Annotated in this window: 20 protein-coding genes; 5 read left to right on the plus strand and 15 right to left on the minus strand. The window is 65.6% G+C overall.

Annotated features, from left to right (window positions below; all coding sequences use genetic code 11):
• Positions 1–65: 65 nt before the first annotated feature.
• Positions 66–371, plus strand: a complete 306-nt coding sequence (locus ACG97_RS16915; RefSeq protein WP_156167989.1) for a hypothetical protein — start codon at positions 66–68, stop codon at positions 369–371.
• A 159-nt stretch (positions 372–530) separates the two neighbouring features.
• Here the strand turns inward: ACG97_RS16915 and ACG97_RS06700 are convergent, their stop codons facing one another.
• From ACG97_RS06700 to ACG97_RS06705, 3 genes are all read right to left on the minus strand, one after another.
• Positions 531–974, minus strand: coding sequence for an Imm50 family immunity protein (locus ACG97_RS06700; protein WP_047966581.1), 444 nt, complete (start codon positions 972–974; stop codon positions 531–533).
• A gap of 1,004 nt (positions 975–1,978) precedes the next feature.
• Complete coding sequence (locus ACG97_RS17190) at positions 1,979–2,404, minus strand: hypothetical protein (protein WP_202902714.1); 426 nt, start codon at positions 2,402–2,404, stop codon at positions 1,979–1,981.
• A 204-nt stretch (positions 2,405–2,608) separates the two neighbouring features.
• Positions 2,609–4,651: a M3 family metallopeptidase gene (locus ACG97_RS06705; RefSeq protein ID WP_047966582.1), complete on the minus strand. Its 2,043-nt coding sequence runs from the start codon at positions 4,649–4,651 to the stop codon at positions 2,609–2,611.
• Between the two features lie 70 nt (positions 4,652–4,721).
• Between ACG97_RS06705 and ACG97_RS06710 the strand changes: the two genes are divergently transcribed.
• From ACG97_RS06710 to ACG97_RS06720, 3 genes are all read left to right on the plus strand, one after another.
• Positions 4,722–5,261 (plus strand): gamma carbonic anhydrase family protein, encoded by a 540-nt coding sequence (locus ACG97_RS06710; protein WP_047966583.1) that lies wholly within the window; start codon positions 4,722–4,724, stop codon positions 5,259–5,261.
• Positions 5,262–5,393: 132 nt separating this feature from the next.
• Positions 5,394–8,288, plus strand: coding sequence for an HD domain-containing phosphohydrolase (locus ACG97_RS18040; protein ID WP_047966584.1), 2,895 nt, complete (start codon positions 5,394–5,396; stop codon positions 8,286–8,288).
• Between the two features lie 142 nt (positions 8,289–8,430).
• Complete coding sequence (locus tag ACG97_RS06720) at positions 8,431–10,083, plus strand: methyl-accepting chemotaxis protein (RefSeq protein WP_082133676.1); 1,653 nt, start codon at positions 8,431–8,433, stop codon at positions 10,081–10,083.
• A 92-nt stretch (positions 10,084–10,175) separates the two neighbouring features.
• Here ACG97_RS06720 and tpx read toward each other — a convergent pair whose 3' ends face one another.
• From tpx to ACG97_RS06745, 5 genes are all read right to left on the minus strand, one after another.
• Entirely contained in the window at positions 10,176–10,673 is a 498-nt protein-coding gene (gene tpx, locus ACG97_RS06725; protein ID WP_047966585.1) for a thiol peroxidase, read from the minus strand.
• Between the two features lie 126 nt (positions 10,674–10,799).
• Positions 10,800–11,195 (minus strand): carboxymuconolactone decarboxylase family protein, encoded by a 396-nt coding sequence (locus tag ACG97_RS06730; protein ID WP_047966586.1) that lies wholly within the window; start codon positions 11,193–11,195, stop codon positions 10,800–10,802.
• Between the two features lie 24 nt (positions 11,196–11,219).
• Positions 11,220–12,119 (minus strand): DMT family transporter, encoded by a 900-nt coding sequence (locus ACG97_RS06735; protein WP_047966587.1) that lies wholly within the window; start codon positions 12,117–12,119, stop codon positions 11,220–11,222.
• Positions 12,120–12,244: 125 nt separating this feature from the next.
• Positions 12,245–13,678 carry a sodium:solute symporter family protein gene (locus ACG97_RS06740; RefSeq protein WP_047966588.1) on the minus strand — a complete coding sequence of 478 codons (1,434 nt, stop codon included), beginning with the start codon at positions 13,676–13,678 and terminating at the stop codon, positions 12,245–12,247.
• A 367-nt stretch (positions 13,679–14,045) separates the two neighbouring features.
• Entirely contained in the window at positions 14,046–14,912 is an 867-nt protein-coding gene (locus tag ACG97_RS06745; RefSeq protein WP_047966589.1) for an MBL fold metallo-hydrolase, read from the minus strand.
• A 145-nt stretch (positions 14,913–15,057) separates the two neighbouring features.
• Between ACG97_RS06745 and ACG97_RS06750 the strand changes: the two genes are divergently transcribed.
• Positions 15,058–16,206 (plus strand): glycerate kinase, encoded by a 1,149-nt coding sequence (locus tag ACG97_RS06750; RefSeq protein WP_047966590.1) that lies wholly within the window; start codon positions 15,058–15,060, stop codon positions 16,204–16,206.
• Positions 16,207–16,358: 152 nt separating this feature from the next.
• Here ACG97_RS06750 and ACG97_RS06755 read toward each other — a convergent pair whose 3' ends face one another.
• The 7 genes from ACG97_RS06755 to ACG97_RS06785 all read right to left on the minus strand — a co-directional run bounded on the left by ACG97_RS06755 (position 16,359) and on the right by ACG97_RS06785 (position 24,070).
• Complete coding sequence (locus tag ACG97_RS06755; protein ID WP_047966664.1) at positions 16,359–17,096, minus strand: M48 family metallopeptidase; 738 nt, start codon at positions 17,094–17,096, stop codon at positions 16,359–16,361.
• A 195-nt stretch (positions 17,097–17,291) separates the two neighbouring features.
• Positions 17,292–17,945: a DUF799 domain-containing protein gene (locus tag ACG97_RS06760; protein WP_202902717.1), complete on the minus strand. Its 654-nt coding sequence runs from the start codon at positions 17,943–17,945 to the stop codon at positions 17,292–17,294.
• Positions 17,946–17,969: 24 nt separating this feature from the next.
• The gene (locus ACG97_RS06765; RefSeq protein WP_202902715.1) at positions 17,970–18,332 is read right to left on the minus strand and encodes a DUF4810 domain-containing protein; all 363 of its coding nucleotides are present in this window, start codon (positions 18,330–18,332) and stop codon (positions 17,970–17,972) included.
• An 18-nt stretch (positions 18,333–18,350) separates the two neighbouring features.
• Positions 18,351–19,022 (minus strand): CsgG/HfaB family protein, encoded by a 672-nt coding sequence (locus tag ACG97_RS06770; protein ID WP_047966592.1) that lies wholly within the window; start codon positions 19,020–19,022, stop codon positions 18,351–18,353.
• 247 nt (positions 19,023–19,269) lie between these two features.
• Complete coding sequence (locus ACG97_RS06775; protein WP_047966593.1) at positions 19,270–22,074, minus strand: AAA family ATPase; 2,805 nt, start codon at positions 22,072–22,074, stop codon at positions 19,270–19,272.
• Positions 22,074–22,778 (minus strand): hypothetical protein, encoded by a 705-nt coding sequence (locus tag ACG97_RS06780; RefSeq protein WP_238377279.1) that lies wholly within the window; start codon positions 22,776–22,778, stop codon positions 22,074–22,076. The genes ACG97_RS06775 and ACG97_RS06780 overlap by 1 nt, the downstream gene beginning before the upstream one ends.
• Positions 22,775–24,070 carry a hypothetical protein gene (locus ACG97_RS06785; RefSeq protein ID WP_047966595.1) on the minus strand — a complete coding sequence of 432 codons (1,296 nt, stop codon included), beginning with the start codon at positions 24,068–24,070 and terminating at the stop codon, positions 22,775–22,777. The genes ACG97_RS06780 and ACG97_RS06785 overlap by 4 nt, the downstream gene beginning before the upstream one ends.
• Positions 24,071–24,406 lie beyond the last annotated feature (336 nt).

Here is a 24,406-nt window from a genome sequence, read left to right on the forward strand (position 1 = left end):
GTCGCCATGGATGAACCATGCTGAAGCTAGCGGCGACACTGGGTCGCCCCGGCGGGACACGCGCCATGACACGCTCTTTTCTGCTCAGCCTGCTCTTGCTAGGCATCGCCCAGCCGACCCACGCCCTCTGTGTGTCGGAAATCCTCAAATGCGCCAGAACCGCCCCGCTGATCCTGCAGCTGGAAACGGCAAGCGCCGGCGACAAGACCTTCATCCCCCCGCCGACACCCAGCTTCATCCTGGAAAGAAACGAACTCTCCGGCGGCAACAAGATCGACCTGCGCCCCAGCTGGCGGCTGGACGACGACACCCGCGTATCGGTCAAGGTGAAGCGTCATCAGGTGGAACTGCGGATGAGAAAGCGGTGGTAAGCCACAACTGCCACGCCGCGACGGGCACAAACCAGACAAGGTTGGCCGCAAACCCGTTACGGCTTGCGGCCAACCTTGCTCATTGATTCGCGGTAACCGTTGCGTTTTACAGGCTCAGTACCAACACATGCCCGACTTACCGCGTTGCTTGCCTTCAGGTTAACGGGCGGAGGGTTCGACATATGGAGTGACAGCAATAACTTTCGCGCGGAGAGCCTTGAACTCACAGCAAAACTGATAGCAGTGTTCAAGTTCTATGTGTAGTGTGTCACGTCCCCCATGAGGCTCGTCGCACAGCGAGAGGTTTAGCGACGACACAACATTCTGTTGATTGAAGCCTTCAAGCTCGAATTCAAAAATGTCTTCAAATAGCAGGTGCACGACAGAATCGTTGTGGAGTTTGTAGCTGCCATCCTCAGAAAATTCTGGCCCCATGATCCAGCCACGAAGGTGAATCTCGACTGACGGGACACTTGCCCCGTCTGGTAAACGAGGCACCCGATCCAGAATAATTCGCAGCACCTCGCCATCATGAAAACTCGGCCACACCCCAAACCGGGCAACAACCTGCTCGTACCCCTCGATGAACTCATATGCTTGCATGGTGGCTCAATCTGAAAACAGTCAACTTATTGTGTAAGCCAGCAACTCAGTTCAGTCTGGCAGTTCGCCATCTCGACAGATGGCACGCCAGTATGACAAAAGGGCAAGCCATCAGGTATGTCCTTTCAAAAATTATTCTGCGGCCAACCTTTGCGTATCACCGGTGCGGCGCCCGGCAAGCCGGGTGACGCACGTTATATTAATGAGCACACCCCGCAACAACCAGAACCGCACCGACGCGCCCGTCCCGTTGGTGCAAGCCGTGCAAACTGCCGCCAGCCCGGAAACAAGCCGCCCTCTTTTTAGCGCAGCGGATGGGCGGCGCCGGGATGGCGGCGGTTTGCACGGGAATTCTTGCGCCTTCGGGAGAGCGGGGTTTGAAAAGGGGCGGCGGTAGCCCCTTTTCCGCCGTCCGCGCGGCAAAGCGGCAGCTAAAAAAACTCCGCGCAGCGGATACCCCAGACAAAAACAAGGTTGGCCGCAAACCCGTCACGGCTTACGGCCAACCTTGGTCATTCATGCGCGGTAAACGTTGGGCTTCGCAAGCTCAGCACCAACCTACAAGTCCAACTTACCGCATTACACGTCGGCATCAATGATGCATGCCCCGCAACAACCAGAACCGCACCGACGCACCCCGTCCCGTTGGCGCAAGCCGTGCAAATTGTCGCCAGCCCGGAAACAAGCCGCCCTCTTTTGAGCGCAGCATATGGGCGGCGCCGGGATGGCGGCGGTTTGCACGGGAATTCTTGCGCCTTCGGGAGAGCGGGGATTGGAAAGGGGGATGCGGCATCCCCCTTCCCCGCCGCCGCGCGGCAAGCGGCAGCTAAAAAACATCCGCGCAGCGGATACCCCGGACAAAAACAAGGTTGGCCGCAAACTATGACGGCTTGCGGCCAACCTTGTTCATTCACTCGCGGTAAACGTTGGGCTTCGCAGGCTCAGAACCAACCTACAAGCTCGACTTACCTCGTTAATATCTATCCATACAGGTTTATAAAAAATTAAACCTTCTTATCCCACCCAACAACATGTCCATTCTCAACCGTTACACGTAGACCAAAACGGTTAGCACCTTTGTGCTGGTACTTCCAAACATTTCTGGATTTTGTTTTCATTAATTTCTGGTCAATTTCGACTGGTGACCCAAGCGAATCCCGTAGCTGCTCTTCCGTTTGCCCTTGCCAAACAAGAGCATTTAGAATGTTCTGTACTACACGATCATCGCTATACTTCCCACGCAAATATGCTATTCGTTTCTGCCGTTTGTTATGCTGAAACCAGAGGTAAATAGCAAGAATCCCCATTACCCCTAAAACCGGTAAAACCCATCCAATACTTTCAACTAATTTATATGCTGCAAATATTGGCGTTCCTATCACTATAAAAAATCCAATTGCGGTGCCCTCGGCCTTTGTCATTTTTGCCATTCTATTCCTTGACCTCGTACCTAGAATTATCGTAAAGCGAATGCTCCACCTTTGGAGAGCGATTCACCAACAACCACTCAACACCTACATGCCCATTCATCATATCAGCCAAAACTGACAAAAGGGCAAGCCATCCGGCTTGCCCTTGCTCTATGTCATGAAACCTGCGGCCAACGTTGGCCGCATTCTCCCGCTAATCGGCGATCAAGACCCCGCCACCTCACTCATCCCGCTATGCCGCAACAACGCATCAATCTGCGGATCGCGGCCGCGGAAGGCGCGGAAGGATTCCAGCGCCGGACGGCTACCACCCACCGCCAGTATCTCGTCCCAGAACTGGCGGCCGACTTCCGGATTGGCACCGCCGGCTTCCTCGAACGCGGCGTAGGCGTCGGCGGACAGCACTTCCGCCCACTTGTAGCTGTAGTAGCCGGCGGCGTAACCGCCGCCGAAGATGTGGCTGAAGCTGTTGGGGAAGCGGTTGTAGGCCGGTGGACGGTTGACGGCGACTTCGTCGCGCACCGTTTCCAGCAGCGCCAGCCAGTCGACGGACTCCGGCTTGGCGTCGGTGTACAGCAGCATGTCGAACAGCGAAAACTCCAACTGGCGCACGGTCTGCATGCCGGACTGGAAGTTCTTCGCCGCCAGCATCTTGTCGTACAGCGCGCGCGGCAGCGGCTCGCCGCTTTCGCTGTGCGCGGTCATGCCCTGCAGCACGTCCCATTCCCAGCAGAAGTTTTCCATGAACTGGCTCGGCAGCTCGACCGCGTCCCACTCCACGCCGCTGATGCCGGATACGCCCAGCTCGTCGACGCGGGTGAGCAGGTGGTGCAGGCCGTGGCCGAATTCGTGGAACAGGGTGGTGACTTCGTCGTGGCTGAAGTAGGCCGGCTTGTCGCCCAGCGGTCGGGTGAAGTTGCACACCAGGTAGGCGACCGGGGTCTGCACCTGGCCGTTTTTCAGGCGGCGGCCGCGCACGTCGTCCATCCACGCGCCGGGGCGCTTGCCGTCGCGGGCGTACAGATCGAGATAGAAACCGCCCAGCAGCGCGCCGTCCTTGAAGATCTGGTAGTAGCGCACGTCCTCGTGCCAGGTTTCAGCGTCCTTCTGCTCGACGGTGATGCCGTACAGCTTGTGCACCACGCTGAACAGGCCGGCCAGCACCTTCGGCTCGGGGAAGTACTGTTTTACTTCGTGCTCGGAGAAGGCGTAACGTGCAACGCGCAGTTTCTCGGCGGCGTAGGTGATGTCCCACGCCTGCAATGTGTCCAAGCCCAGCTCGTCGCGGGCGAAGGCTTCCAGCTCGGCGCGGTCCTGCTCGGCGTAGGGTTTGGCGCGGCGGGCGAGATCGCGCAGGAAATCGATCACCTGCTGCGGGCTTTCCGCCATCTTGGTGTACAGCGACAGCTCGGCGTAGTTGGCGAAGCCCAAGAGCTGCGCTTCTTCCGCCGCCAGCTGCAGTTTTTCGCGGATCAGCGCGCTGTTGTCCTGCTCGGCGGGGCCGAACTCGGAGGCGCGCTTGGCGTTGGCCTCGTACAGCTTTTCACGCAAGGCGCGGTTGTCGGCGTACTGCAGCACCGGGAACAGGAGCGGGAACTGCAGGCCCAGCTTGTATTTGCCGGCCTGGCCGTCGGCCTCGGCCAGCGCCGCGTACATGGCGATGCTGTCCTCCGGGATGCCGGCCAGCTCGGCCACGTCGTCGATGTACAGCGCGAAGCTGTCGGTGGCGTCCATCACGTTTTGCGAGAACTGGTTGGACAGCTCGGCCAGGCGGCTGGACAGCGCGGCGAAGCGCTGCTTGTCGGCCTCCGGCAGCTCGGCGCCGGACAGGCGGAAGTCGCGCAGGTCGTTGGCTATGATTTTCTTGCGCGCGGCGGAGGCGCCGGCAAACGCAGGGTTGGCCGCAACGGCCTTGAAGCGCGCGTACAGGTCGAGGTTCTGCCCCAGTTCGGTGAAGAAGGCGGAGATGCGCGGGATTTCCGCGTTGTACGCGTCGCGCAGGCCGTCGGTGTTGCCCATCACGCCGTTGAGATGACCGACCACGCCCCAGGCGCGCGAGATCTGCTCGGTGGCGTCGGACAGCGGCTCGGCCACGCTGTCCCAGTCGTCGCCGCCGGCGGCGATGACCTTGTCGATGGCGGCGCGGGCGTTGGCCAGCAGCACGTCCAGCGCCGGGGTAATGTGTTCGGGCTTGATCGCGGCAAAACGCGGCAGATCGCTAAAGTCCAGTAGCGGATTGGTGGTCATGTTTGGCATCCTGTAGGCAGTGCGCCGTGCTGTTGCCGGCGCGAATCTTTCTAGAGATAGGGACAAATCAGTGAATCGCAATATCCGCCCTTACGACGGCCATCAGCCGCAGATCGACGACTCCTGCTATATCGACCCCGCCGCGGTGGTGATCGGCGAGGTGGAACTTGCGGCCAACGTGTCGGTGTGGCCGTGCGCGGTGGTGCGCGGCGACGTGAACCGCATCAGCATCGGCGAAGGCAGCAATGTGCAGGATTTTGCCATGCTGCACGTCAGCCACCGCAAGGAATCCGATCCGCTGGGCGCGCCGCTCACCATCGGCAAGCACGTCACCATCGGCCACCACGTCACCCTGCACGGCTGCACCATCGGCAATGAAGTGCTGGTCGGCATCGGCAGCATTATCCTCGATCGCGCGGTGATCGAGGACCGCGTACTGATCGGCGCCGGCAGCCTGGTACCGCCGAACAAGCGGCTGGCGTCCGGCTACCTGTACCTGGGCAACCCGGTGAAGCAGGTACGGCCGCTGACCGAAGACGAGCTGGCCTACTTCAGGTATTCCGCCGAGCACTACCTGAAGGTGATGCAGAAGCACAAAGCCAATCTGTGACCAATTGTGGCGCGGCCGGCAGCAAATGCCGTGCCACGTGCATTATTCATTACCAAGGCATAAAACATTTGTAATACTGCAAGCATAAATAGCCAGTACCGAGCGCGCCATCCTTAACGGAGCCACAACGTGATGCCACAGCTTCTCCCCAAAAGCGGACAGTCATTACAAGTATGGCTGACGGTGCTGATCTCGGTGCTGGTCCTCGCCACCGCGGCCGCGCTCGGCTTCTTCTACTACCGCGCGATGCAGAGCCAGCTGACGCTGGCGCAACACAACCTGTTTCGCGCCACCAGCACCCTGATCACCAGCAATATCGAGCAGAGCGGCGCCGGTGCCGCCGCCACCACCAATCTGCTGGCGCACTCTGCGCTGGCGGAGACCTACAGCATGGAAGAGCGGGTGCTGTACACCGGGCAGCTGGTGGCGGTGCTGCGCGGCAACCCGGCGCTGCAGGCGGTGTACATGGCCTACCCCAACGGCGACTTTTTCCTGCTGCGACGGCTGGACGACGTCGCGCGCCAGGCGCTGCCGGATGCCGGCCCCGGCGCACGCTGGGCCAGGCAGCTGGTGCAGCAGCAGCCGGATGGCGTCGCCGAGCAGCGCTTCAGCTTCCTCGACGACGCGCTGAACAGCGTGCAGCCGGAGCTGGTGCTGCGCCGGGTGTACGATCCGCGGCAGCGGCCGTGGTACCAGCAGGCGGTGGCCAGCCACGGCGCCGCCGCCACCGAGCCGTACCGTTTCAGCACCACCGGCCTGATCGGCCTCACCTACGCGCACCAGAACGGCGACGCCAGCGCGGTGGCCGGCGCCGACCTGCGCCTGCTGACGCTGGGCACCATCCTGCGCCAAAACCTGCCCAGCGCCGCCGCGCAGATGGCCATCGTCAACACCGCGCACGACATCCTGGTCAGCACCCATACCGACGAACGCGACCCGCGCCCGGTCAAGCTCGGCGAGAGCGCGCCGTCGGCACTGGCGACGCTGGGCACGCAGTGGCGCCCGGGCACCGCGCCACCGGCGGTGATCGAGTGGCAAGGCCAGCAGTGGCACGTGGCGGTGTCGGCGCTGCCCGGCGGCAGCCGCCAGCAGCTGGTGATGGTGATGCCGGAACACGAGCTGTTCGCCGCCGGCCGCGCGGTGGCCGAGCGCGCGGCGTGGATTCCGCTGCTGATCCTGCTGCTGATGCTGCCGCTGGGCTGGCTGCTGTCGCGGCTGCTGAGCCAGCCGCTGCGGCAGCTGGTGGCCGCCTCCGGCCGCATCCAGTCGCTGGATTTTTCCGACAGCAGCCTGCCGCCCAGCCCGGTGCGCGAGCTGAACGAGCTGATGGCGGCGTCGGAGGCGATGAAGGTCACCATCCGCGATTTCATCGGCCTCAGCCGCGACATGGTCGCCGAGAACGCGCTGGAACAGCTGCTCGGCACCGTGCTGCAATCGACCATGCACGCGCTGCCGGCGCAGCGCGGCGGGCTGTGGCTGATGGACGGTGCGCAGCTGGCGCCGTCCATCAGCCGCGACGAACACGAGCAGCCGCTGCAGCTGGGCAATCTGCCGCTGGACGACGCGCTGCTGCTAGACACGCTGGCCGCCAGCGCGCCGCAGCAGATTGCGGCCAACCCTGCGCTGATCCCGGTGGAAATGCGCAGCCTGCTGGGCGAGGACACCCGCCAGCTGATCCTGCTGCCGCTGCGGCTGGAATCGCAGGAGCTGCTGGGCCTGCTGGTGCTGGCCAGCAGCGAGAGCATCGCCCACACCCAGAGCGGCCACCGCATCAACTACCTGCAGGCGCTGGTCGGCTTTGCCGCCATCGCCATCGACAACCGCCGCCTGGCCTCGGCGCTGCAGCAGCTGATGAACGCGCTGGTGGAGCTGATCGCCGGCGCCATCGACGCCAAGTCGCCGTACACCGGCGGCCACTGCCAGCGGGTGCCGGAGCTGGCGCAGGCGCTGGCCGAGGCGGCGCACCAGAGCCAGCAGGGGCCGTTTGCCGGCTTCCAGCTCAGCGCCGCCGACCGCGAGGCGCTGTACATCGCCAGCTGGCTGCACGACTGCGGCAAGGTCACCACCCCGGAGTACGTGGTCGACAAGGCCACCAAGCTGGAAACGCTGTACGACCGCATCCACGAGATCCGCATGCGCTTCGAGCTGCTGAAACGCGACGCCGATGTCGCCTACTGGCAGGGCCTCGCCGCCGGCGAGGACGCCGCGCGGCTGAAAGAGCAGTGCCAGCAGCAAAAGGCGCAGCTGGACGACGACTTCGCCTTCGTCGCGCGCTGCAACCTGGGCGGCGAATTCATGGACGACGCCGATCTGGCGCGGCTGCAGCAGATCGCCGGCCGCCGCTGGACGCGCACGCTGGACGATCGCCTCGGGCTGGGGCCGATGGAACGCGCGCGGCTGGCCGGCATCGCCGCGCCGTCGCTGCCGGTCGAGGAAAACCTGCTCGCCGACAAGCCGGAACACCGCATCGCGCGCGGCGGCGCCGACACGCTGCCGGCCGACAAGCGCTGGGGATTCAAGGTCAAGGTGCCGGAGCTGCTGTACCACAAGGGCGAGCTGACCAACCTGTCCATCCGCCGCGGCACGCTGACCGAGGAAGAGCGCTACAAGATCAATGCCCACATCACCGAAACCATCAAGATGCTGCACGCGCTGCCCTTCCCCGCCCACCTCGCCCACGTGCCGGAGATCGCCGGCGGCCACCACGAGCGCATCGACGGCAAGGGCTATCCGCGCGGCCTGAAGGGCGAGGACATGAGCGTGCTGGCGCGGGTGATGGCCATCGCCGACGTGTTCGAGGCGCTGACCGCCGCCGACCGCCCGTACAAGCCGGCCAAGCCGCTGTCGGAGGCGCTGCAGATCATGCGCAAGATGGCGGAGGACGGCCACCTCGACCCCGAGCTGTACCGGCTGTTCCTCGACAGCGGCATCTGGCGCCACTACGCCGGGCGCTATCTGGCCGCCGCCCAGGCCGACGTCGCCGACAGCCACGCCTACCGGCCGCGGCAAAGCCTGCATCAGCACTGAGCCGGCGTCACCAAAACGTCACCCGCAACGGTTAGGGTGCTACTGCGGCAACGCAGCAGGCGCCATGACGGCCAAGTTAACACGTCATCTCCCGGTAATGTCGCCGCCCTACACTGTCGGCATCTTGAAGGGATGATTGAAAATGACGCTGGTAAAACGCCTGTGGCTAACCGTAGCCTTTACCCTTGGCTGTCTGATCGTGGTGATGCTGCTCAGCAGCCAGCAGCTGTTTTCGCTGCGCCACCAGTTCGCCGACTATCGCGAGCGGCAGCAGCTGTCCACCCACCTGCAGACGCTGAAGGCGGAAGTGCTGTCGCTCTCGCGTGCCGACCCGCTGCTGGAAGACACCGCGCCGCGGCTGGCGCGGGTGCAGCAGAACGTCGCCAAGCTGATTCCGGCGATCAGCCAGGCACTGCCGCCGGCCAGCCGCCAGGCCTTCGCCGGCAAGGCGCAGGGCTACTGGCAGGAATTTGCCAAGAACCTGCGCTCGGCGCTGACCATCGCCGAAACCGCGCCAGAAGACGCGCTGTCGATCCCGGAGCGCGCCTACAGCCTCAGCATCGTGCCGCTGGTCAACCTGATCGACAGCACGCTGGATAACGAGCAGCGCCAGCTGGCCAGCGCCGAAAGCGCGATGGCGCAGGCGATGCTGCAACTGGTGCTGCTGGTACTGGGCCCGCTCGGCGTCGCCAGTGTGGCGGTGGTGCTGTCGCAGGTGCTGCTGGCACAACGGCTGAAGAAGCAGATCGCCGCGATGCAGCACGCCGCCGACCTGCTCGGCGAAGGCCAGCTCAGCACCCGGCTGCCGGTCAGCGGCCGCGACGAGCTGTCGCAGGCCGCCGGCCACATCAACCGCTTCCTCGACAAGCTCAGCGAGCTGCTCGGCACCGTGCGCAGCAATGCCGCCGGCAGCGAGCGCGAGGCACAGGACATTCTCGACCTCACCCACCACGTGATCGGCACCACCCGCCAGCAGGCGGAAACCGCCGAGCACAGCAACCACGCCGCCAACGCGGTGGCCAGCTCGGCCGAGGAAATCGTCAGCCACATCCGCCGCGCGCTGCAGGACGCCGACACCGCCACCGAGCGTACCGCCCACGCCCGCGAGCTGGCCGGCGACACCGCCGGCACGCTGCAGGCGCTGGCCGGACGCATCCAGGGTGCGGTGGGCGAGACCGAGCAGCTGAAGCACGCCATCGCCGACATCGCGCAGATCAGCAACATGATCCGCGACGTGGCAGAGCAGACCAACCTGCTGGCGCTGAACGCGGCGATTGAGGCCGCCCGTGCCGGCGAGCACGGCCGCGGCTTTGCCGTGGTCGCCGACGAGGTGCGCAAGCTGTCGGAGCGCACCTCCAGCGCCACCGCCGGCATCTTCGACACCCTGCTGCGCATTGAGGGCGCCACCAAGGCGCTGGCCGCCACCATGGACGCCGCGCATCAGGCCAGCCACGGCAGCGTGGTGGCGCAGACCACGCTGGGCGAGGCGCTGCTGAGCATGGACAGCGCGCTGGTCACGATCAACCAGGTGCTGCGCGAGGTGGCGGAAGCCAGCCACCAGCAGAGCCAGGCCGGCAGCCACATCCGCAGCCGCGGCAGCGAGGTGTCGGCGCTGGCCAGCGACATCTTCGGCAAGATGGAATCGCTGGCGCCGGCGATGGGGCGCTGGCGCGAGGTGTCGGAGCAGATGAACCGCGACCTGGCCTGGTTCCGCATCGACAGCCAGACCGGCGCTGCGGTACCGTTCTCGGCCAACAAGCCGCGCTTCGAATCCCGCAACAGCGACGCGGCCTGAACCGGCATAGCCAGCAAACACAAACGGCGCTCATCTGCATGAGCGCCGTTTTGCATCGCGGGCCGGCCTTGCGGCCAACCCTGGCGGGTGACTTACAGCACTGCCAGTGCCGCGTCGTAGTCCGGCTCGCTGCCGATCTCGGCCACCAGCTCGCTGTGCAGCACGGTGTCGTTCTCGTCCAGTACCACCACCGCGCGCGCGGTGAGGCCGGCCAGCGGGCCGGAGGCCAGCTTCACGCCGTAGGCTTCGGCAAATTCAGCGTGGCGGAAGGTGGACAGGTTGCTCACGCCATCGATGCCTTCGGCGCCGCAGAAGCGCTTCTGCGCGAACGGCAGGTCGGCGGAGATGCACAGCACCGCCACGCCGTCACGGCCGGCGGCCTTCTCGTTGAACTTGCGCACCGAGGTGGCGCAGGTCGGGGTGTCGATGGACGGGAAGATGTTGAGGATCTTCTTCTTGCCGGCGAAGGCGGCCAGGCCGACATCGGCCAGATCGCCATTGGTCAGGCTGAACGCCGGAGCCTTGTCGCCTTTGACCGGCAGGGCGCCGGCCACGTCTACAGCATTGCCACGCAGGGTAACGGTTGCCATCGGGTACTTCCTTTTCAAAAGAAGGGTGGGTGATCAGCTGAGTGTGGGGCATGTGTCGCAGAATTCAACCCTGTTGGCAACAAGGTTGGCCGCAACGGCCAGCGCCGTCAGCACGGCAAACAGGCCCTACTCGTGTTCCGGCAGCGACAGCCCCAGTTCGTCCAGCACCTCGCGCGCGGCGCGGAACGCTTCCACCGCCGCCGGCGCCCCGGCGTACACCGCACAGTGCAGCAGGGTTTCGCGGATTTCCACCAGGCTGGCGCCGTTGTTGATGGCGCCGCGGATATGGCCTTTCAGCTCCTGGCTGCGCCCCAGCGCCGCCAGCATCGCGCAGGTCAGCAGGCTGCGCGTTTTCAGCTCCAGTCCGTCGCGCTGCCAGGTGCTGCCCCAGGCGTGCTCGTTGAGCCAGTCCTGCAGCGGGCGGTTGAAGCCGTCGAGATCGCGCATCGCGCGGCTGGCGAAGGCCTCGCCCATCACCTGCGTGCGCCGTGCCAGCCCCTGCTGTTTGTCCTGTTCGCTCATGGCGCTCTCCTTGGCTTGCGGAATTCAGGTGTGACTGCGTGTCGCCAGCGTGACGCCGGCCAGGATCAGCGTGATGCCGGCCAGGTGGTACAGCTGCAGCGCTTCGCCGAGGAACAGCATCGACAGCAAGGCGCCAAAGCCGGGCATCAGGTGGATGAACATGCCGGCCCGCGCCGCGCCGACGCGCGCCACACCCAGATTATAGAAATAGTAGGCCGCCACCGACGGCAGGGTGCCGACGTAGGCGAAGGTGGCCAGCGTGGCGGCGTTCAGCGGCGTGTGGCGGCCGCCGGCCAGCTCCCAGGCGAACAGCGGCGCGATGCCGGCAAGGCCGATCGCCACCTGCAGCGTCAAGAGGCCGATGCGATCCAGCGCCGGCGGCATGCCGCGCAGCAGCAGCGTGTACAGCGCCCACGCCACCATCGCCAGGAACACCACCGCGTCGCCGCGGTTGATGTCGAGTGCGGCCAAGCGGTGCCAGTCGCCGTGCGCCACTACCAGCAGCACGCCGGCAAAGGAGATCGCCACCGCCAGCGCCTGGCGGCGGGCGATGGCCACGCCGAAGAACAGCGCACCGAACAGCACGATCAGGATGGGGATGAAGGAATTGAGCAGCACCGCATTGGTGGCCGCGGTGTACTGCAGCCCCCAGTAGGCCAGCGAATTGAAGCCGGTGACGCCAAGCAACGCCAGTGCCAGCAGCCGGCGCCAGTACGGCAGCCACAGCGCGCGCTGGCGCCACGCCGGCGCGGCGCCGAACGGCAGCAGCAGACACAGCGCGATGCTCCAGCGGGCAAAGGATAAGGTCATGGGCGCCACGCTGGCGTGCATCGCGCGCGCCAGCACGAAGTTGCCGGACCAGAACAGCGCGGTCAGCGTCAGCAGCAGATAGGCCAGCCGCGGCGAGGGGAATGGTTTCGTCATAGCCTGCTACCTTGCCACGTTGGCCGCAAGCCTGACAAGCCGCGCCACGGCAACAGACTGTTCATGAAAAAAAGCCGGGGCGTTGCCCCGGCCAGTCCCCTTCCCCAGGAGTACTTCTGCAATCGTCAGGCGCGCTGCACCTGCAGCTGGCGCACGGCAAAGCGTTGCGGTGTCAGCGAACCCAGCAGCATGCCCAGCACGCTCATCAGCAGGCCGGCCAGTTGCGGTGGCCAGAATGCGGCGTCGCTATAGCTCAGTTCCAGCGGAATCCAGCTGCCGACACCGAGCAGGATCGCCAGCAGCGCGCCCTGCGTGGTGGCCCGTTTCCAGAACAGGCCGGCGGCCAGCGGCACCACCGCCGACACCAGCGTCACCTTGTAGGCATTGCCCACCATCTCGTAGATGGAGGCATCGGAATACAGCGCGAACAGCGTGGTGCCGAACGCGCACACCAGGATGGCGGCACGGGTGGCCAGCAGGAACTCGCGGTCACTCATCTTCGGGCGGAACTGCTTGAAGATGTTCTCGACGAAGATCACCGATGGCGCCAGCAGGGTGCCGGACGCGGTGGACATGATCGCCGACAGCAGCGCGCCGAAGAACATCACCTGCGCGAACAGCGGCGTTTCCTCCAGGATCATGCGCGGCAGAATCATCTGCGCGTCCTCGGCCAGCCAGTGCTGCACCAGCTCCGGCTTGATCATCGACGCGGCGTAAATCAGGAAGATCGGCAGCATGCAGAACACCAGGTAGAACACGCCGCCGACCAGAGTGGCGCGCACCGCGATCTTCTCGCTCTTGGCCGACATCACGCGCTGGAACACGTCCTGCTGCGGGATGGAGCCCAGCATCATGGTCACCGCCGCGCCGATGAAGGCGACGATGTCGCGCGGCTCGGTGCTGGTGATGAAGGTGAACTTGCCGTCGCTGGCGGCCTTGGCGATCACCTTGTCGGCGCCGCCAGCCATGCCGCTGAACAGCCACACCAGATAGATCAGGCCGCCGGCGATGATGGTCATCTGGAAGAAGTCGGTCAGCGCCACCGACCACATGCCGCCGAACAGGGTGTACACCAGCACGATGGCGGAGCCGATCAGCATGCCCTGCGTGGTGCTGATGCTGCCGTCGGACAGCACGTTGAACACCACCCCCAGCGCGGTCAGCTGCGCCGCGATCCAGCCCAGATAGGACAGCATGATGGCGATACTGGTGATCACCTCCACCGTCGAGCCGTAGCGCTGGCGGAAGAAATCGCCCATGGTCAGCAGGTTGAGGCGGTACAGCGGGCGGGCGAAGAAGATGCCGACCAGCATCAGGCAGCCGAAGGAGCCGAACGGATCCTCGACGATGCCGGCAAAGCCTTCCTCGATGAAGGTGGACGGAATGCCCAGCACCGCCTCGGAACCGAACCAGGTGGCAAACACCATCGCCGCCACGATGTGGAACGGCATGCTGCGGCCGCCGGCGGCGAAATCCTTCGCGTTGTGCACGCGGGTTGAGGCATAGAGGCCGATACCGACAGTAACGGCCAGATACAGAACGACGAACCAGACGAGCATTACTTCCGTCTCCTTAATCCTTGGTAGTGTTGTCAGAATGATGATCCCGCCCTGCGCAGCGCGTGCGGCACCGGCCCGGACCTCACCTTTGTTGTGCGGGCATTATAGCCAGCGCACCCCATAAATGAGCAATTTTTTAAACACTTCGCCACAACAAAAAACAAAACCCCGACACCATCGCGGTATCGGGGTTTTGTGTCTCGCCGGCGGTGCCCGCCAGAAAAATCCAGTTATTTCATCGAGTTATAGCTAGATAGTGGCACGCAAAAGCAGGCATGGCGCCAGCACCATGCACGGCACTGGCTGTGGCCTATTGTGCCTCAATCATGCGTTTTACTGTCGTCAATTATGTTAAACAATGACAAGGTCAAATTGCGAGCTTGCTTAATGTCGCCTGCGTCGCCGTCACGCTGAAACGCTGCGTCTGGCCATCGAGCAGCACCTCGCCGCAGGCCAGCTGCGGATCGTGGGTGAAAAACAGGCGGCCGCCGGCTGCGGCCAAGCTTTGCAGCAGCGCGCGCTTCTCGTCGATCAGCAGCTCCGGGAAGCGGTCGTAGCCCATGGTGATCGGCACGTGCACCCACGCCGCGCCGGGAATCAGGTCGGCGGCAAACAGCAGCGGCCCGCCCGGCAGCGGGATTTCCGCCAGCAGCATGCCGGGGGTGTGGCCGTTGGAGATGTGGAAGCGCCAGTCCGGCGGCAGGCAGGCCGGCGTCGCGTCATCGACCAGCACCAGCCGGCCGCTGGCCTCCAAGAGCGCGATCAGCTCCGGCACGAACGAGGCCTTGTCGCGCGGATGCGGATTCAGCGCCCGCTGCCACGCCTCGCGCCCGACCACGAACTGCGCGTTGGGGAACAGCAGCCGCGCCGGGCCGCCGTCCCACGCCGCCAGCAGGCCGCCGGCGTGGTCGAAGTGCAGGTGCGACAGCACCACCACGTCGATGTCGGCATCGCTCAGCCCCTGCGCCGCCAGCGCGTCCAGCAGCACGTGCTCCGCCTCCACCACGCCGTAGCGCTCGCGCAACTTCGGTGCGAAAAAGGCGCCGATGCCGGTTTCCAGCAGGATGCGGCGGCCGTCGCCCTCCTCCACCAGCAGGCAGCGGCAGGCCAGCGCCACGCGGTTGGCCGCATCCGGCGCCAGCCAGCCGGCCCACACCGCGCGCGGCGCGTTGCCGAACATCGCGCCGCCGTCGAGTTGTTGTGAATTGCCGAGCAGGGAAGTCAGTGTACGCATCGCGGCAGGCTCCTGAAGTGTAGGGTCGGTGGCAAAAGCGCATTATCGAGCAAGTGCTTGGTTTTGTCATGCCGCCGGCCATTCGCCGGCGACGCAAGCGATGGCATAGAATCGCCTGTCTACTTTCCGCCACTCCATCGCCACCATGCGCAAAATCGTGATCGCCCCGGATTCATTCAAGGAAAGCCTGTCGGCGCGCGAAGTCGCCACTATCATCGCCCGCGGCCTGGCGCCACTGCTGCCGCACACCGAGCTGCTGCGACTGCCAGTCGCCGACGGCGGCGAAGGCACGCTGGACGCGCTGCTCGACGCCACCGGCGGCCAGCGCATCCGCCAGCGCGTCACCGGCCCGCAGCACACGCCGCTGTTCGCCAAGTGGGGCCTGCTCGGCGACGGCCGCGGCGCCGTCATCGAGATGGCCAGTGCCAGCGGCCTGGAGCACGTGCCGCGCCATCAGCGCAATCCGCTGCACAGCAGCAGCTACGGCACCGGCGAACTGATCCGCAGCGCGCTGGACCACGGCGCGCGCCACATCATCCTGGCGCTGGGCGGCTCCGCCACCAACGACGGCGGCGCCGGCATGCTCGCAGCGCTCGGCGTGCGCTGGCTGGATGACTGCGGCCAACCTTTAGCGCCCGGCGGTGGCGCGCTGGCACAGCTGGCCCACATCGACAGCAGCGCGCTGGACCCGCGGCTGGCCGAGTGCCGCTTCGACATCGCCTGCGACGTCGACAATCCGCTGTGCGGCCCGCACGGCGCCTCCGCCATCTTCGGCCCGCAAAAAGGCGCCGATGCCGCGATGGTGGTGCAGCTGGAGCAGGCACTGGCGCACTACGGCCGGCTGCTGGAACGACACACTGGCCAGGTCATCGCCACGGTGCCCGGCGCCGGTGCCGCCGGCGGCATGGGCGCGGCGGCGCTGGCGTTCTTCCCCTGCCAGCTGCGCCGCGGCATCGACATCGTGCTCGACTGCGTCGGGCTGGACGCGGCGCTGGCCGGCGCCGACCTGGTCATCACCGGCGAAGGCCGCCTCGACGGCCAGACCGTGTTCGGCAAGACCCCGATCGGCGTCGCGCGCCGCGCCAAGCAGCACGGCCTGCCGGTGATCGCCATCGGTGGCAGCCTCGGCGACGGTGTCGAGGCGGTACACCAGCACGGCATCGACGCGGTGTTCGCCTGCGTGCAGCAGATCACCACCCTCGACGACGCGCTGGAACACGCCGCGGCCAACCTGGAACGCTGCGCGCGCAATATCGGCGCACTGCTGGCGCTGCAGGCTGCACCGCGCCGCTAGCCGCGCCAACCCGGCGGCTGCCGGCAAGGTCCGACCCGGGCAGCGGCCACGACCGGTCTGCCCCGCCGCCAGCGCCCGCCACGCCTGCCGGGCACACAAAAAAACAGCCCGCCAATGGCGGGCTGTTTTGCGTGCTGCAGGCCGGTCAACGCTTACTTGATCAGCTTTTCCACCTTGTCGGCACGGTCGCCCGGTGCCGGGTGGCTGGCCAGCACGCTGCCTTCGTTGCCGAACAGCGCGGCCAGCTTGCGCAGTGCCGCCGGCGCGCCCTGTAGGTTGTAGTTGTGGCGCTTCAGGAACTCCACCGCGTAGGCATCGGCGTCGCTTTCCTGCGATTGCGAGAACTGCGCGTGCACGATCTGCTCGGCGAAGTCGCCCAGTTCCGATTCCGACAGCGAGGCGGCCACAGCATTACCGCTACCAGCCGCCGCCTTGCGTGCCGCGGACGCGGCGTAGGCGACCTGGATCGCCTTCTTGGTGTGGCCCAGCTTCACGTGGCCGATTTCATGGCCGATCACGTAGCGCACTTCGTCATCGGTCATCTTGTCCAGCAGGCCGCTGTACACGCGCACGGTACCGTCGGCCATCGCGAAGGCGTTCACTTCCTTGCTCTGGTACACCTTGAAGTTCAGCTGCAGGCCGTCCTCATTGCCCAGCCCTTTCACGATCTTGTTCAGGCGCGTGCCGTAGGCGCTGCCGGCGGCGGCGACCTTGTTCTGCTTGTCCATCGACTTGCTGGCCTCGGCAGCCATCGCCTTCACCTCGCCATCGCTGAGGGTGGCGGACTTCACCAGGTCGGAACCGGCGCTGAGCACGGAATTGAGGTTGAACGCCTGCGCCGGAGCGGCCAGACACGCCGCGAGGGCGGCAACGAGAGCGAGCTGTTTCATGTGCGGAATCATCGTGGGTAGCAAAGCGCGGCATTCTATTGGAATAAACCGGTCATGTCCATGGCATGGTTCGACCAGGGTCACCAGCGACCAGCAGCACCGGCCACAGCGTGAAACAGGGTTGGCCGCAAACCATCCTGGCTTGCGGCCAACCCTTGCCCTCTCCTGCACAGCGGCGCATGCCGCTGCCGGTACTTACTGTGGCACGCCGTCCTGGCCGTAGCGCGGCGAGCGCGGGCCATACAGCACACCGTTGGGATGCGCACTCAACAGGCGCTGGCTGGCGATGCCGGCGTAAACGTGGCCCTTCTCGGTCAGCGAGTTGGCGATCTGGTTGATCACCGCCGACACCAGCATGCCGACCAGGCCGCCACTGTTGTTTTGCTGCTCGGCACTGGACGCGCTGGCGCGGCCATCCCACAGCAACTGCCCCGTTTTCAGATCCACCAGCTTGGCCTCGGCCACCACCGTGACGTCACTGCTGAGCACGGTATAGGTCACGCCGTAACGCTTGACGTCGACATACAGCGCGGCATCGGCGCCGAAGATCTCGTGCAGCTTGGCCGGCGGCACCGCCTGCATGTCGCCGGGAGCCGTCAGGCCATTCTGGCGGAAGGTTTCATCCACCACCGCCACCGGAAACACGTAGTAACCGGATTCGGCCAGCGGCGCACTCATCTGCGCCAGCATGCTGTAGGTGGCCTTCACGTCCGGCGAGCTGTTGAGCGGCGGCAGGATCAGCACCGACTTGGGGCGACTTTGCTTGTAGGCGGTGTAGTCATAAGGCTTCTGGGTAGCGCAGCCGCTGGCCAGTAGTACCACGCCCACCGCGGCAAGCAGGCCTTTCATCCATGAAAAACGCATTGCGGTCCCTTACTTTTTGAATTTGCGCAGCAGGAAGTCCATAAAGGACGACGATTCCGGGAACAGCGCTTTTTCGGTCTCGAACTGCTGTTTCACCTGGTCCTCCTTCCCCGCCTTGCTATACAGCAGGCCAAGATGGGCGTGGTAGCCAGGCGGCAACGCCTCCCCCTTGGCTCGTGCCTGCTGGATATTCTCTTCCAGCGCGGCAATCTGCGCCTGCTCGCCGGCGCCATCGCCCTTGAAGTATTCGTAAACCTGCGGCTGGTAAGGCCCCCAGTGGTACAGCGGCTTGGGCTGGTTGGCACATCCGCTCATGACCGCCGCCAGCAGCAAGCCGGCGCCGATGCTCATGCCTCGCGATAACATCATCATTGTGTTTACCTGACAGGGTTAGGGCGCCGGTTGCCATGCACCGGAGTGAATGCCGGCGACCAGATTGTTCACCGCTTCCCGCACCGCCAGATCCAGCACCTTGCCGTTCAGGGTGGAGTCGTAGCTGGCGGTACCGCCAAAACCGATGATCTCGCGATTGGACAGGCTGTACTCACCTGCCCCCTGTGCCGAGTACACCACTTCGGAAGTCTGCACCTTGACGATGTTCAGGTTGACCTTGGCGTAGGCGATCTGCTGCTTGCCGCGCCCGAGGATGCCGAACAGCTGATGGTCGCCCACCTCCTTGCGCCCGAACTCGGTGACATCGCCGGTGACCACGAAATCGGCACCCTTGATGGCCTGCGCCTGTTTCTTGAAGCCCGCTTCCTGGCCGATCTCGGTCATATTGTCGCGATCCAGCACATTGAAACGGCCGGTCTGCTGCAAATGGGTAATCAGGATGGTCTTGGCCTGGCCGCCCAGACGGTCAACACCGTCGGAGAAAATGCCACGCATATAGCTGGAGCGGTTATCGAACTTGCCGACCGAAATCAGGCTGCGCTGTCCCTGGTAAGTCGTGCCGGCGGTGGCGACCTTGGCCACCTCCAGACTGCGCGAACTCTCGGTGGCACAACCCGTTGTCGCCGCCAGCAGCGCCAGCAGGGAAAGGGAAAGTAACGGTTTCTTCATCGGATGCTCCGGCCTCAACATGATCACCTCGTCACCGCCGGCTTCGGCGCCATGGCGACCCCACCATGCAATGACGAGTATTTAATAAAATTTATAAATATAGCCATATATCATCACACGATCCAATGGCCCTCTCCAAGCAAAAAATGACGATCGGGCAGCTTGTCCGGTCTGCCCCCCAGTCATTCTCGGCCACCTTGGCCGCAAAAAACCCCGGTCACCAGTACCGGGGTGGTCAGCATCAGGTTTACGCCTCCAGCCTTCTGCGCGTCTGCAGGATCGCCGGCGCCCACTGCTCGCCGGGGCGTTTCTTGCGCGTGGCCAGCGTCAGGCCGGATGGCGCGAAGATGTTGATGTTGTGGGTATTGGGCGTGGTGATCAGGTACTGCGCCTCGGTGGCCTTGAGGAAGCCGGCGACGCGGTCGATGTTGAAGATGTCCAGGTGCGCGAACGGCTCGTCGATGAACACGAAGCCGGACGGGTTGGCCTCGTCCATCATCAGCCCGATCAGCAGGATCAGCGATTTCATCACCTGCTGGCCGCCGGAGGCCTCACCGTCGTTCATGCCCATCATGCCCTTCTGGTCGAAGTTGAACTTCAGCGTCAGGCCAGCCTGTGCCAGCGCGGTGTCGTCATTGGACAGCAGCGGCAGCTCGACCTCGACGCCGATGCCGGCCAGCTCGCCCAGGCGCTTGATGTTGCTGCCGTAGGCGCGCACCGTGGCGCGCAGCTTGCCCAGATAGGCCTCGCGCGCGTCGGTGGTGAGGCCGGCGGCGCGTTCCACCTCCGCCTGGCGGCGCTGGCATTCGCGCGCCAGCGCACTCAGGTCTTCCTGCAGCTTGTCCTTCAGCTGCAACACCGCGTCGTCGCACTCCCAGTCGCCGGCGGCGAGTTTTTCTTCCAGATAGTGGATTTCGTGGCGCACGTCGGCGGCGGTTTCGAATTCCTCGGTCAGCTGCGCGACGTAGGCAGCATCCTGCGCCGCGGCCGGCAGGCGGCTCTGGCTGTCGCGCAATTCGGCCAGCAGGCGGCGCAGGGTGCGGCGTGCCTGCTCCGCTTCCAGCCGGCGCGCCGCCTGCCGGTTCAGGCTGTCCTGCTCGCGCTGGCAGACGCGGTCGTGCGCCAGCCGCGCGTCGCTGTGCCGGCTTTCGGCGTCGCGGCAGGCGGTGTCGGCGTCGGCCAGCGCGGCGCCGTGTTCGGCGACGCTGGCCTGCAGCGTGGCCAGCTGCGCCTCCAGCGCGGCGAATTCGTCGGCGCGGCTGGCCAGCTGGGCGATGGAATCCATGCCCGACAGGTAGTCGGCCAGCGCGGCGATGTCGCGGCTGGCGGCCACCAGCTGCTCTTCGCCGGCGATGATGCGCTGGTTCAGCGCCGTCAGCGTGGCGCGCAGGTCCAGCAGCCGCGACTGGCGCGCCGCCTCGCCAAAGGCGAAGTCGCGTTGCGGCACGCCGATGTGGCGCGCGCCGCGGCGTTCGCGGAAATAGCCTTCCGGCGTGATCCAGTCTCCGTCTTCCTTCGCGCCTGCCGCCACGTCGGCGACGCGGCTGACGCGGTTCATCTGCTGGTACAGCCACTCCGGCGCCGGCTCGGCAAAGCGCACCACTTCCAGCAGGCTGCCGCTGCGTGCACGCGGCGCGCTGGCGGTATCCGGCACCACGAAGTGGCGGTAGCGCAGCTTGTCGCCGAGCTGCCAGGCGGCGCGGCGGTCGGTGGCATCGGCCAGCAGCACCACGTGGCGGTAGGGTTTGAGCAGCGCCTCGACCGCGCCCTGCCACGCGGCATCGGTCACCTCGACAATGTCGCACAGCATGCTGTGCGCAATGCCGGCTTCGTCCAGCGCGGCGCGGAAGTGGCGCACGTCGTCCGGCGCACGCGGCTTGCCGCTTTCCAGCGCCGCCAGTTCGGCGCCGTGCTCGTCGCGCTCGCGCTTGGCGGCGCGCAGGCTATCGCGCAGGGTGTCGGCGTCGTGGCGCAGTGCGGCCAACCTTTGCGTCAGCGTGGCGGCGTCGTCACCGTATTGCTGGCCGGCCAGCGCCTGCAGCCGGTCGCGTTCCTTGAGCTGGCTTTGCACGTCGCGCAGCGCGTCGCGGGCGTGCATGAAGGCCTGCTGCGCGTGGTGGCGCTCGCTGTCGGCCTGGGCGCGGGCGGCCTGCGCCTCGCTCTCGGCGCGGCGCAGCGTGGCCATCAGCTGCAAGGTGGCGCGGTGGTCGGCGCTGACGTTCAGGTAATCGTGCTGCACGCGGCGGTAATCGCCCCATTGCCGGGTGATGGCGCTGCGGCCGTCGATCAGGCCCAGCACCGGCAGCGCCTCGTCGCGCAGGCGGGTGACGCGCTTGTGCAGGCCGGTCCATTCCAGATAGCGGTTGGCGCGCGTCTTCATCGCCTCGACGCGCACTTCCAGTGCTTCCTGCTGCTGCGACAGCGCGTTCAGCTCGGCCTCGGCGGCGCGCTGCTCGTCACGCGCGTGCTGGTAGTTGTCGAGCACGTCCTTGTCGCCGAACACCTGGAACACCAGGTCCAGCAGCTGCTTGGGCGTGTATTCGGTGAGCTTGTCGGTGTCGCCTTGCTCCAGCGCCAGCACTTCGCCAACGGCGGCGGTGAGGCCGGCCGCTTCCAGGCGGCGACGGTATTCCTGCACCCCCAGCCACGCCAGTGCCGGATCGGCCACCGCGCTGTCCAGCGCCACGTCGCCCTCGGCGATGGCGTAGTGGCGCACCCAGTCGCCGCCCTGTTTCTTGATGCGACACAGCAGGGTGACCTCCTCGCTCAACAGCGGGAAGAACGGCGTCGGGTACAGCCCGCCGTTCAGGCGGCGCGGATTGGCGACCACGCCCTTGAGAAAGGCGAACGGCTCGCGGTTGTTGCGCACGTAGCGCTTGTAGTCGCGCTTGCCGGAGCACTTGATCGCCAGCAGCGTGCGCAGCGCGTCCAGCAGCGTGGTCTTGCCGGAGCCATTGGGGCCGATGATGGTGACGATCTGCGCGTCCAGCGGCACGATCAGCCGCTGCCAGAAATCCCAGTGCACCATTTCTACCGATTTCATCTGGAACATCAGGCGTTCTCCACTTGGCTGTTGTCGGTTGCGGCGGCCGGCGTTGTCGTTTCGCTGGCCTGCTGCAGCAAGGCCTGGCGGCGGCCGAGCACGTCGGCCAGCGCGCCTTCGATGATGCGCGGTGCCAGTTGGCTGTAATCGATCATCAGGTCCAGCATCGGCCCTTCTTCCAGCCACTTGTTGCGGCGGTTGAGGAAGCCGAGGTTGACCAGGCGGCCAAGGTTGGCCGCAAAGCGGGTGCGGCCGCCCAGCTGCTTGCCGAAGTCGGCGTACAGCGCGTCCTCGGAGATGCCGACCGATACCGTGTCGCCGGTTTCCAGCGGCTTTTGCGCGCCGAACATGTCGTGCTGGCCCTCGCGGCCGGCCTCGACGCGGCTGATCTGGCGTTCGCGCTTGGGCAGGATGATCAGCGCCCACACGATCACCAGCAGCGCCACGCCATCGCGCGGCAGCCCCAGGTTGTTGTTCAGCCACGCTTCGCCGCTGCCGAACACCGGCTCGGTCATCGCCGGTAGCAGCGCCACCGCGATGTGCTCGGCGTAGGGGTTTTCCACCAGGCGCAGGCCGACCGCGGCCAACCTTTGGTCCAGCTCGGCGCGGAAGGCGTCGTCGAGCAGCGCGCGGCGTGCCAGCGCATCGCTGCGCGGAATCACGCGGTGCGCCAACAGGCGCGACACCAGTACGGTGAGGGATTGTTCCATCATGATGTTGAGTCTCGGGATGTCGGGATCACGGTCAGCTGCGCGTCGGACAGGCTGGCCACCTCGGGGTGGTCCAGCGCCAGCACGGCAGCGCCACCGGAAAGCGCCAGCGGCAGCTTGGCCAGCGCGGCAATCACGCCACGGTCGCTGCGGCTCTCCGGGTCGCCCAAGAGCGACAGCAGCGACAGGCGGTAGGCGGTTTCGTTGTAGCTGTCGGCCAGCACCGCGTCGGCAATCGGCACGCCACCCGCCGGCACCAGCTGCAGCTCCAGCACCGCCAGCGTGTCGTAAAGCGCCTCGGCTTCCAGCAGGCGTTCGGCCTCGACCGCGTCGGCGGTTTCGGCGCTGGCCGCCGCCGGCAGCGCATGATCGTGTTCGCGCGCGCGTTCGCGGCCGAGCAGTTCGTACTCGGCGACATCGGCCAGCTCCGGCGTGGTCAGGAACGCCGGCTCGACGTTGGCCGCGATCACGCCATCGGCCAGCCCCGCCAGCCGGGCCAGGCCCTGATGGCGCAGCCAGTCGGCGATGTCGGTGGAGGTCAGCCCGGAGCTGCCCAGATGCACGCGCTGTGCCGCCAGCTGCGCCAGCCGGCGCTCGAAGGTGCCGGCCAGCGCCAGCATGCGGCTCTGCGCCAGCGCGATCGCCTGCGCCTGGCTCAGCGTGGTCAGGCTCAGCCGCTCGTCGCAGGTCAGGCCGCGCACCACGTCGGTGGATTTCGCCACCCAGCGCCACACCGACTCCAGCCGGTGCTGCGCGGCGCGGATGCGGAATTCGGACTGCGACTCCAGCGCATCGGCAAACTCGGCGTGCAGCTCGTTCAGGCGCGCCAGCAGATGCTGCAGCGCCTCGTCCGACACCTGCCCCACCGCCTGCCCCGCCGCGACCTGGCTGGCGAGATAGCCCAGCTCGACATCGTCACCGGCAAAGTCGATCAGCGTCGCCAGCGCCGACAGCGCCACGCGCGCCGCCTCGGACAAGGCGTAATGGCCGCCGTCGCTGTCGTAGACCAGCAACTCGCCCTCGCGCAGGCGGCCGAGAATGGTGTTCAGCTTGGTGTCGTTGAGATAGGCGAAGCGCTGCGCGATGTCCTGCGGCGTCCAGTACGGCGCCTCGGCGCGGCTACCCAGCTCGCGCAGCACCAGGAGCCGCATCAGCACCTCCTCGTCACCGCCGCGAAACAGCGTGACGAAAACCGCCAGATACGGCCACGCCGCCGACAACCGGTTCAGCGCCGGCAGCGCGTCCGGGCTGAGCCCGGGGCGGAAAAAATCGGAAAGGGAATCCAAGGCAAGCATCCAGCGGCGTTAAACAGCCGTGGATTGTCGGAGCGGACAGGCCGTGTCGTCAATGGCGGCGGGGATGCGCGCAGCGGGTAGGCCGCTCCATTTGGCGCGGCATAAGCCGACACGGCTTGCGGCCAACGTTGTGGCGGTAATCGGTTTTGATTTTGAGCCACGGAAGCACACGGGAAACACAAACGAAGGCAAGAGCGGCTTTGGTCACGGGGTCAACTCGTAGGTCGGGTTAGCGCAGCGTAACCCGACACTCCTTGCGGCCAACGTTGCGGCGATAGTCGGTTTTTATTTTGAGCCACGGAAGCACACGGAAAAACACGGCCAGAGGCAAAGGCT

This window comes from Vogesella sp. EB, from assembly GCF_001037925.1.
GTDB classification, from domain to species: Bacteria; Pseudomonadota; Gammaproteobacteria; order Burkholderiales; family Chromobacteriaceae; genus Vogesella; species Vogesella indigofera.